Source organism: Paraburkholderia sp. CNPSo 3281, from assembly GCF_024206515.1.
In the GTDB taxonomy this organism is placed as follows: Bacteria; Pseudomonadota; Gammaproteobacteria; order Burkholderiales; family Burkholderiaceae; genus Paraburkholderia; species Paraburkholderia nodosa.
In genome coordinates, this window is sequence record NZ_JAMBPS010000069.1 from 22,983 (window position 1) to 32,690 (window position 9,708).

Annotated in this window: 9 protein-coding genes and 1 pseudogene; 3 read left to right on the forward strand and 7 right to left on the reverse strand. The window is 64.9% G+C overall.

Annotation, left to right across the window (positions count from 1 at the left end):
* Positions 1-18 precede the first annotated feature (18 nt).
* Positions 19-762: a ribosome maturation factor RimM gene (gene rimM / locus M3I56_RS35940; RefSeq protein ID WP_254358030.1), complete on the reverse strand. Its 744-nt coding sequence runs from the start codon at positions 760-762 to the stop codon at positions 19-21.
* Between the two features lie 97 nt (positions 763-859).
* Complete coding sequence (gene rpsP / locus M3I56_RS35945; protein WP_028206744.1) at positions 860-1,123, reverse strand: 30S ribosomal protein S16; 264 nt, start codon at positions 1,121-1,123, stop codon at positions 860-862.
* Positions 1,124-1,432: 309 nt separating this feature from the next.
* Between rpsP and M3I56_RS35950 the strand changes: the two genes are divergently transcribed.
* Complete coding sequence (locus M3I56_RS35950) at positions 1,433-2,512, forward strand: sorbosone dehydrogenase family protein (RefSeq protein ID WP_254358038.1); 1,080 nt, start codon at positions 1,433-1,435, stop codon at positions 2,510-2,512.
* A gap of 153 nt (positions 2,513-2,665) precedes the next feature.
* Positions 2,666-3,139: an NINE protein gene (locus M3I56_RS35955; protein WP_028206746.1), complete on the forward strand. Its 474-nt coding sequence runs from the start codon at positions 2,666-2,668 to the stop codon at positions 3,137-3,139.
* Positions 3,140-3,154: 15 nt separating this feature from the next.
* Here the strand turns inward: M3I56_RS35955 and M3I56_RS35960 are convergent, their stop codons facing one another.
* Both M3I56_RS35960 and M3I56_RS35965 read right to left on the reverse strand, forming a co-directional pair.
* Entirely contained in the window at positions 3,155-4,303 is a 1,149-nt protein-coding gene (locus tag M3I56_RS35960; protein ID WP_254358031.1) for a PA0069 family radical SAM protein, read from the reverse strand.
* 128 nt (positions 4,304-4,431) lie between these two features.
* On the reverse strand, positions 4,432-4,920 hold the full coding sequence (locus M3I56_RS35965) for an Lrp/AsnC ligand binding domain-containing protein (protein ID WP_254334143.1): 489 nt from the start codon (positions 4,918-4,920) through the stop codon (positions 4,432-4,434).
* Positions 4,921-5,096: 176 nt separating this feature from the next.
* Here M3I56_RS35965 and M3I56_RS35970 point away from each other — a divergent pair, with 176 nt between their 5' ends.
* Entirely contained in the window at positions 5,097-6,383 is a 1,287-nt protein-coding gene (locus M3I56_RS35970; protein ID WP_254358032.1) for a D-amino acid dehydrogenase, read from the forward strand.
* 81 nt (positions 6,384-6,464) lie between these two features.
* Here M3I56_RS35970 and M3I56_RS35975 read toward each other — a convergent pair whose 3' ends face one another.
* From M3I56_RS35975 to M3I56_RS35985, 3 genes and pseudogenes are all read right to left on the reverse strand, one after another.
* The gene (locus M3I56_RS35975; RefSeq protein ID WP_254358033.1) at positions 6,465-8,252 is read right to left on the reverse strand and encodes an acyl-CoA dehydrogenase; all 1,788 of its coding nucleotides are present in this window, start codon (positions 8,250-8,252) and stop codon (positions 6,465-6,467) included.
* A 132-nt stretch (positions 8,253-8,384) separates the two neighbouring features.
* A complete protein-coding gene (locus M3I56_RS35980; RefSeq protein ID WP_254358034.1) occupies positions 8,385-9,320 on the reverse strand; it encodes an electron transfer flavoprotein subunit alpha/FixB family protein in 936 nt (311 codons plus the stop codon).
* Positions 9,321-9,335: 15 nt separating this feature from the next.
* Positions 9,336-9,708, reverse strand: a pseudogene (locus M3I56_RS35985) (electron transfer flavoprotein subunit beta/FixA family protein); the annotation flags it as partial.

Here is a 9,708-nt window from a genome sequence, read left to right on the forward strand (position 1 = left end):
ACAGCGTTGCCGCGGTGCCTAGTAGTCGGCTTCCCAGTCGACGACGATACGCTTCGCCGCCAGGTCCACCGTCTTCACGAATACACCCACAAACGGGATCAGGCGCTCGCCGGTGGCCGGCTTGCCATCCTTGTCCGTGGACGCATAGGCGACACGCAACACCGATTGCGCGCCATTGTCGATCAGGTCGGCGACCTTGCCGAGCTCGACGCCCGCCTCACTGGCGACATCGAGGCCGATCAGGTCGACCCAGTAATATTCATCGGCTGCGGGCGCCGGGAATTCGGCCCGGCTCACGTACACGCGTGCGCCGCGCAATAGCAGCGCGGCATCGCGGTCAGCCAGGCCCGAAAGCTCGCCAACGACGCTGTCACCATGAACCTTGGCGCTCAGGCGCACCGCCGAATGACGCTCGCGATGCGCCTGACCCTCGCGGCCCTTGAGGAGCCACCAGCGTTTAGCGGAAAGCAGCGCGCGGCCGTCCTGCGCGTGCGGCGCGATCTTCAGCCAGCCCTTGAGGCCATAGGCGTCGATCACGGCGCCGACTTCAACGGCGTCGGCCGGCCAGCTCGCTTCGGTTTCGGCGCGCAGGCTCCCGGTTGCGGGTGCAGCTTTCGCGGCACTCTCGCGCGCAGGCTTGCGCACGAACGCACCAAACGACGGCGCGCCGCGAGCCGCGGCCTTGCCGGTCGCAGCTTCGGGCGCCCCGCTTTCCGACGCGTCGTTCGCCTCTACGGCAGATTTAGCGTCATGCGCGGACATCGGCACCCCTTGCGACCAGCTTGATATCGCACACGCAGATCATGCAGCGCGTACGCGGGTAAAACACAGACAACAGACTGAAAAGACGCTTAAAGACTTAAGCAGCCGGCGCAGCGGCGGCGGTCTTTTGCGCTTCCTTCACGAGGCGCTCGACGGCCGGCGACATTTGCGCGCCGTTTTCCTTCCAGTATGTCACGCGATCTTGAGCGATACGCAGCGTTTCACCCTTGGTAGCGACCGGGTTGTAGAAGCCCACGCGCTCGATGAAACGGCCGTCGCGACGGTTGCGCGAGTCGGTTGCGACGATGTTGTAGAACGGGCGCTTCTTCGAGCCGCCGCGTGCCAGACGGATGATGACCATACTAAATCCTTGAAAACCGGGGGTTCGGGACTACTGAAACGTGCGATTATAGCCCGAAACCGGAGGCATAACAAACACTTAACGGGAAATTGCGCGCCGGCGCGCAGAAAGCCGGCAAGACACGGCGGTCAAACTGCAGCTCATGCCCACGGTGGGCGGGCCCTGGAGCGAATTGTGGCGACTTTCAGACGACTCGTGCAATGGCTGTGTCGCGGTGGGAGCGGCGGCGTGGGTGACAGCTCCCGTTTTCCGGCGTCTCGCGAGTCGGCCAGACGCTTCACAGCGGCGTGGCTCGCCTTTGCCGCCGCCCTGCTCGCGGCACCGTTCGCTCACGCGGCGCTTCCCATCGACCGCATCAAGCTGCCGCCGGGCTTTCACATCGAGGTGCTCTCCGCCGACGTCCCCGGCGCACGCGAAATGACGCTGTCGGGCAACGGCACCCTCCTGTATGCAGGGAGTATGGGCGGTGACGTCTACGCGCTCGAACTCAAGGACGGCAAGGCCATCAAGCGCCACATCGTGGCCTCGGGACTGACGATGCCGGTGGGCGTGGCCTGGCGCAACGGCGCATTGTATATCTCAGCGGTGTCGTCGATCGTGCGGCTCGACGACATCGACCGTCATCTCGACGATCCGCCCAAAGCCGTCGTCGTCACGGATTCGCTGCCCACCGAGCGCCACCACGGCTGGAAGTTCATCGCCTTCGGCCCCGACGGCAAGCTCTACGTGCCGCAAGGCGCGCCGTGCAACGTCTGCCTGCCGGCCAGCGACCCGCAGCGCGTGCATTTCGCGATGATCGGGCGCATGGACCCCGACGGTTCGCACTACGAGACCATCGCCCGCGGCGTGCGCAACACGGTCGGCTTCGCGTGGCATCCGCAGACGCACGACCTCTGGTTCACCGACAACGGCCGCGACATGCTCGGCGACGACATCCCCGACGACAAGCTCAACCGCCTCGCGCGTGTGGGCGAAGACTTCGGCTTTCCCTATTGTCACGGCGGCAATGTCGCCGACCCCGAGTTCGGCGCAGGCCATCCGTGCAGCGGCTTCACGCCGCCGGTCCTCAAACTCGGCGCGCACGTGGCGTCGCTCGGCATGCGCTTCTATACCGGTTCGATGTTCCCGGCCGACTACAGGAACAGCATTTTCATCGCCGAGCACGGCTCGTGGAACCGCAGCAAGAAGGTCGGCTATCGCGTGGTGCGCGTGAGCGCCAACCCGGACGGCACGAACGCGCGCCAGGAAGTGTTCGCGCAGGGCTGGCTCAACGCCGATGAGACCCAATGGGGCCGCCCCGCCGACGTGCTGCCGCTGCCCGACGGATCGCTCGTTGTCAGCGACGACTATGCGGGCGCGATTTATCGCGTGACTTACACGAAACCGTGACGCGACCGCCACGTTGAAGCTGCAGACATGGTGCCGGGCATAAGCGTGCGCTTGTGCTGCAAGCCCGGCGTGCGGCATACAATGCCCGGCGGCCCGTGTGCGTTCGACGTGATGCGCCCATGACGGCCGAACGCCCACGTTTCGCCCGAGCCCATGCCCAACGACAAGAACCTCGCACGCTTTCGCTCCAAGACGCTCACCGCCGCCCTCGCCTTCCTGTTTGGCAGCCTCGGCGCACACCGCTTCTATCTGTACGGCCCGCGCGACGTATGGGGCTGGGCGCATTTGTTCGGCACGCTGATCGGCATTCCGGGCGTGATGCTGCTCGTCGCAACCGAACGCGCCTCGATTCCCGGCTGGGTGCTCGCCGTGATCGGCGCGGTGTCGGTCATCTCGGCGTTTCTGGCGGCGATCGTCTACGGGCTGCGCCCCGACGCCAAATGGGACGCTCAGTTCAACGCCGCGTTCGTGGAGCAAGGCCGCACGAGCCGCTCGGGCTGGACGGTGATCTTCGTCGTGATCTTCTCGCTGCTGATTGGCGCGTTCCTGCTGATGACGGGACTCGCGCTCTCGTTTCAAACGTACTTCGAGTCGCAGGTCGAGGCCGCAAAGGCGCTCTCGCAGTAAATCGCGCGTAACAGCTCAGAACAGGTCGAGCTGCGGCTTCTCGCGCACGGTCTTCGACTGCACGAACGCCGACATGTCCAGAATGCCGTGGCGCCGCTCGTTGAGCCCGAGGCGCCGCAAGGCATTGTGAAAGCGCTGCTTGAGCAGGTCGGCCCACAGCCCCGTGCCCTTCATGCGCTGCGAAAATGCCGACTCGTAGTCCTTGCCGCCGCGCATGTCGCGCACGCGGCTCATCACGCGCTCGGCGCGCTGCGGGAAGTGCGCCGCCAGCCAGTCCTGGAAAAGCGGCGCGACCTCCCATGGCAGGCGCAGCACGATGTAACTCGCGCTTGTCGCACCGGCCTCGGCGCAGGCTTCTAGCACGCGCTCCATGTCGGGCTCGGTCACGAACGGAATCACGGGTGCGATGCTCACGCCCACCGGCACGCCGGCTTCAGCCAGCGTGCGGATGGTGCGCAGCCGCCGCGCGGGTGTCGCCGCACGCGGTTCGAGCGAGCGGGCGATATCGGCGTCGAGCGTGGTGATCGTGATCGCCGCCATGAATTGCTGGCGCTCAGCCATCGGCGCGAGCAGGTCGAGATCGCGCTCGATCAGCGAGGATTTCGTGATGGCCGCGAACGGATGCTGCCGTTCGGACAGCACCTCGACCACGCGGCGCGTGATGCGCAGGTCGCGCTCCACCGGTTGCCAGGCGTCGGTGTTCACGCCCAGCGCGATCGGCTCGGGTTCATATGACGGCTTGGCGATTTCCCGCGCGAGCAACTCCGCCGCATTGACCTTGGCGTAGATACGGCTCTCGAAATCGAGCCCCGGCGAGAGGCCGAGATAGCTGTGCGTGGGCCGCGCGAAGCAATAGATGCAGCCGTGCTCGCAGCCGCGGTAAGGATTGAGCGAGACGTTGAACGGAATGTCCGGCGACTGGTTGCGCGTGAGGATGCTTTTCGCGCGCTCTTCGAAGACCTCGGTGCGCAGCCTGGGCTCGCCGGGTTCATCGCCATGGTCTTCCCCGCCGCCGTCCACGTGTTGCCAGCCGTCGTCGAACGCTTCGCGCTGGTCGACTTCGTAGCGCCCCTGCAGGTTCGTGACCGCACCGCGCCCCTTGCGCGCCGTGGGCGGCGCAACGGGATACCAGGCGTCGGGATCGGGGTGATGGGAGTCGGTCACGGCTGGAGCGAAATGGACTTGTAAACGCGGACAGGAAAAACGCGGATCGATACTGTATAAATATACAGTATCGATCCGCGTTGTCGAGTCCTAAAAACGGGGCGCTTTCAGCCGCTGCAGTGACCTGGTCATTCACCCACGGCGATGGTCAGCGTCTCCTTGATCTCTTCCATTACCACGTAGCTCTTCGACTGCACAGCGCCTGGCAGTTGCAGCAGGATGTCGCCGAGCAGCTTGCGGTAGTCGGCCATCTCGCCAATGCGCGCCTTGATGAGATAGTCGAAGTCGCCCGAAACGAGATGGCATTCGAGCACTTCGGGAATCTTCTGCACCTCGCGGCGGAACTGGTCGAACATGTTGCCGCTCTTGTGGTCGAGCGTGATCTCCACGAACACGAGCAGCGCCGCTCCCAGCACCAGGGGATTCACGCGCGCGAAGTAGCCCGTGATCACGCCGTCGCGCTCCATGCGCTTCACCCGCTCGATGCACGGCGTAACCGAGAGCCCGACCTGCTCCGCGAGGTCCTTCATGGCCATGCGGCCGTCTTCCTGGAGCAGTTTCAGGATGCGGTGATCGAGCCGGTCGAGTGCGCGGACCGGTTGGCGCTGCGTTCTCATGGTTTATTCCCGAAAATCTGAAAAATACGATAACAAAACCTGGCCATACAACAATAGCATAGCTACAAATACTGGCTACACCCGAATTTTCATGCCTTCTCCCCTATCGGCGCCAAAACACCGCTTCGTGGGTCCCGGCAACGCGGCGTAGCTCAACGAATCTATATGGAGCAGCTATGCGAGTCGTCGTGTTGGGCAGTGGTGTGGTCGGTGTGGCCAGCGCCTGGTATCTCGCCCGCGCGGGCCACGAAGTGACCGTGATCGACCGCGAGGCGGGTCCCGCGCTCGAAACCAGTTTTGCGAACGCCGGCCAGATCTCGCCGGGCTACGCCGCGCCGTGGGCAGCGCCTGGGGTGCCGCTCAAGGCGATCAAGTGGATGTTCGAGAAGCACGCCCCGCTCGCCATTCGTCTGGACGGCACCAAATTCCAGCTGCAGTGGATGTGGCAGATGCTGCAAAACTGCACGCCCGAACGCTACGCGCTCAACAAGGGCCGCATGGTGCGCCTCGCCGAATACAGCCGCGACTGTCTGCAGGCGCTGCGCGCCGACACGGGCATTCAGTATGAAGGCCGCACGGGCGGCACGCTCCAGGTGTTCCGTACGCAGCAGCAGTTCGAAGGCGCGGCGAAGGACATCGCCGTGCTCGAAGACGCGAACGTTCCGTACGAACTGCTGACCGCCCCCGAACTCGGCCGCGCCGAACCCGCGCTCGCCGCGGTGTCGGGCAAACTCACGGGCGGCCTGCGTCTGCCGGGCGACGAAACCGGCGACTGCCAGATGTTCACCACGCGTCTTGCCGCGATGGCCGAACAGCTGGGCGTGAAATTCCACTACAACACGCCGATCGACGGCCTCGCCATGCAGGGCGAGCGTATCGCGGGCGTGCAATGCGGCAGCGAGCTGGTGCGTGCTGATTCGTTCGTGGTCGCGCTCGGCTCATTCTCGACGCAAATGCTCGCGGGCCTCATGAAGATCCCCGTCTATCCGCTCAAGGGCTATTCGATCACCGCGCCGATCGTGAATGCGAGTGCCGCGCCGGTTTCGACCGTGCTCGACGAAACCTACAAGATCGCGATCACGCGTTTTGACGACCGCATCCGCGTGGGTGGCATGGCCGAGATCGTCGGCTTCGACAAGACGCTCAAGCAAGCGCGCCGCGAAACGCTCGAAATGTGCGTCAACGACCTGTTCCCGGGCGGCGGCGACACGACGAAGGCCACCTTCTGGACCGGCCTGCGCCCGATGACGCCGGACGGCACGCCGGTCGTCGGCCGCACGCCGATCTCGAACCTGTTCCTGAACACGGGTCACGGCACGCTCGGCTGGACGATGTCGTGCGGCTCGGGCCAGTTGCTCGCCGACCTGATCTCGGGCAAGCAACCTGCCATCCGCGCCGACGATCTTTCGGTGCACCGCTATCTCGGCGACACCCAGGGCTCGCATCGCCCGGCTTATGCCTGAAGCCAGTCACGCTGCGTGAACGAACACGGCGCCTCCAGGGCGCCGTGTTTCATTTCTCGCTTTGATTAGCGCGCGGCGGCGTCAGAACTGATCCTCCGCCAGCGCCAGCACGCCCTCGCTGCCGTTTGCGCTGACGATCGCCGCTTCGAGCGCCACCGCCTGCGGCAAGACGTGTTGCGCGAAGAACTGCGCCGTGGCGATCTTCGCGCCATGAAACTTCGGGTCCTCCTGCATGAGACGCTGCGAGGCGAGCATGGCGCGCGCCATCTGCCATCCGCCTAGCACGATACCCGCCAGCTTCAGATACGGCACGCTGCCCGCGAACACCGCGTTCGGATCGGTTTTCGCCTTCGTGAGCACGAAGTCCACGGCCGACGCCAGCGCCTCCTTGCCGAGCGCGAGATGCTTGCGCATCGACTCGAACGCAGCGCCTTGTTGTCCGGCTAGCGCGTCGACGGTCTGCGCGATATCCGCAAGCAGCGACTTTGCCGCCGCGCCGCCGTCGCGCAGCGTCTTGCGCCCGATGAGATCGTTCGCCTGGATCGCAGTCGTGCCCTCGTAGATCGGCAGAATGCGCGCGTCGCGATAGAACTGCGCCGCGCCCGTTTCCTCGATGAAGCCCATGCCGCCATGCACCTGCACGCCGAGGCTCGTCACTTCGGGCGCCAGTTCGGTGCTCCAGCCCTTCACGATCGGCACGAGATACTCGTAGCGCGCCTGATGCCGCGCACGGGCCGCCTCGTCGGGGTCGCCATGCTCGCGATCGCTCTCACCCGCCGCCACGTAAGCGAGCGCACGCGCGGCTTCGGTGAGCGCACGCATCGTGGCGAGCATGCGGCGCACGTCGGGGTGATGGATGATGCTCACCGCCGCTTTCGCGGAACCGTCCACCGGGCGGCTCTGCACGCGCTCCTTCGCATAGGCGAGCGCCTTCTGGTACGCGCGATCGGAGATGGCCACGCCCTGCATGCCCACCGCGAAACGCGCCGCGTTCATCATGATGAACATGTATTCGAGGCCGCGATTCTCGTCGCCGATCAACTGGCCAATCGCGCCGCCATGGTCGCCGAACTGCAGCACGGCGGTCGGGCTCGCCTTGATGCCGAGCTTGTGTTCGATCGATACGCAATGCACGTCATTGCGCGCGCCGAGCGAGCCGTCGTCGTTGATGAGGAACTTCGGCACGATGAAGAGCGAGATGCCCTTCACGCCTTCGGGCGCCGTGGGCGTGCGCGCGAGCACGAGATGGAGGATGTTCTCCGCCATGTCGTGCTCGCCCCACGTGATGAAGATCTTCGTGCCGAACACCCTGTACGTGCCGTCGCCTTGCGGCTCGGCGCGCGTGCGCACGGCCGCGAGATCGGAGCCCGCCTGCGGCTCGGTGAGGTTCATCGTGCCGGTCCAGTCGCCGGAAATGAGCTTCGGCACGAAACGCTGCTTTTGCGCTTCGCTGCCGGCGGTGAGGAGCGCTTCGATGGTGCCGTCGGTGAGCAACGGACACAGCGCGAACGAGAGATTCGCCGCGTTGAGCATTTCCACGCACGGCGTGCCGACGAGCTTCGGCAAGCCTTGTCCTTCGTATTCCTGAGGATGCTGCACGCCTTGCCAGCCGCCTTCCACGTATTGCCGGAATGCCGCCTTGAAACCGGGCGTGGCGTGCACGTTGCCGTTTTCCCAGCGGCTCGGATTGCGGTCGCCTTCGGCGTTCAGCGGCTCGAGCACTTCGCCGCATAGCTTCGCGGCTTCGTGCAGCACCGCTTCGACCGTTTCGGGCGTGGCGTCTTCGCCGCCCGGCAACTTCGCGATTTCTTCGAGGCCGGCCAGTTCCTTCATGACGAACAGCATGTCGCTCGTGGGCGCCTGGTACATTTCAGTCTCCTCCTGTCGGTATGCGGTTCCTCAAATGACAAAGGGGCGCCGCGGCGCCCCTTTGTTGCTTCGTCTCACGCCGCGCGCTCAATCATGATTCGCGGCGCTCGTCGCTGGATACACCGGCCGGATTCAGCCGAGTTCCTTCACGAGTTCCGGCACGACCGTGAACAGGTCGCCCACCAGACCGTAGTCGGCTACGCTGAAGATCGGCGCTTCCTCGTCCTTGTTGATCGCGACGATGACCTTCGAGTCCTTCATGCCAGCCAGGTGCTGGATCGCGCCCGAGATGCCGACCGCCACGTACAGTTGCGGCGCGACGATCTTGCCGGTTTGACCGACCTGATAGTCGTTCGGCACGTAGCCAGCGTCGACGGCTGCGCGCGAGGCGCCGAGTGCGGCGTTGAGCTTGTCCGCGAGCGGTTCCAGAACCTTCGTGTAGTTCTCGCCGCTGCCCAGACCCCGGCCACCCGAGACGATGACCTTCGCGCTCGTGAGTTCCGGGCGGTCGAGCTTCGTCACTTCACGGCCGACGAATTGCGTGAGACCGCTGTCGGCTGCCGCTTCGATCTTCTCGACCGCTGCGCTGCCGCCTTCGGCTGCGACGGGATCAAAACCGGTCGTGCGGACCGTGATCACCTTGATCGGGTCGCTCGACTGGACGATTGCGATTGCGTTGCCGGCGTAGATCGGACGCTCGAACGTGTCGGCGCTGTCGACTGCCGTGATATCGCTGATCTGCGCGACGTCGAGCTTCGCGGCAATGCGCGGCGTGACGTTCTTGCCCGCTGCCGTTGCCGGAGCCAGGATGTGCGTGTAGTTCTTCGCAATGCTCAGCACCGTTGCTTCGACGTTCTCAGCAAGGCCCTGCTCAAGTTGCGGCGCATCGGCCAGCAGCACCTTCGCCACGCCTGCAATCTTCGCAGCTGCATCCGCAGCCGCCTGCGCATTGTGGCCCGCGACCAGCACGTGCACGTCGCCGCCAATCTTCTGTGCTGCGGCAACCGTATTCAGCGTTGCGGCCTTGATCGACTTATTGTCGTGTTCGGCAATAACCAGATTCGTCATTTTCGTCTGCTCCCCTTACAGCACCTTGGCTTCCGTCTTCAGCTTCTCGACCAGCGTCTTCACGTCCGGCACCTTCACGCCTGCCGAACGCTTTGGCGGCTCGGCAACCTTCAGCGTCTTCAGACGCGGCGTGACGTCGACGCCCAGGTCTTCAGGCTTAAGCGTCTCCAAAGGCTTCTTCTTCGCCTTCATGATGTTCGGCAGCGTGACGTAGCGCGGCTCGTTCAGGCGCAGATCCGTCGTGACGACCGCGGGCAGCGTGAGCGACAGCGTTTCCGCGCCGCCATCCACTTCGCGCGACACCGTAGCCTTGCCGTCTGCAACCACGACCTTCGAAGCAAACGTAGCCTGCGGGAGGTTCGCCAGCGCGGCGAGCATCTGGCCAGTC

Coding starts and splice junctions, on each gene's coding strand:
- M3I56_RS35975 (WP_254358033.1), bottom strand. CDS start 8,252: ATGTACCAGGCGCCCACGAGCGACATGCTGTTCGTCATGAAGGAACTG.
- rpsP (WP_028206744.1), bottom strand. CDS start 1,123: ATGGTCATCATCCGTCTGGCACGCGGCGGCTCGAAGAAGCGCCCGTTC.
- rimM (WP_254358030.1), bottom strand. CDS start 762: ATGTCCGCGCATGACGCTAAATCTGCCGTAGAGGCGAACGACGCGTCG.
- M3I56_RS35965 (WP_254334143.1), bottom strand. CDS start 4,920: ATGAGAACGCAGCGCCAACCGGTCCGCGCACTCGACCGGCTCGATCAC.
- M3I56_RS35970 (WP_254358032.1), top strand. CDS start 5,097: ATGCGAGTCGTCGTGTTGGGCAGTGGTGTGGTCGGTGTGGCCAGCGCC.
- M3I56_RS35955 (WP_028206746.1), top strand. CDS start 2,666: ATGCCCAACGACAAGAACCTCGCACGCTTTCGCTCCAAGACGCTCACC.
- M3I56_RS35980 (WP_254358034.1), bottom strand. CDS start 9,320: ATGACGAATCTGGTTATTGCCGAACACGACAATAAGTCGATCAAGGCC.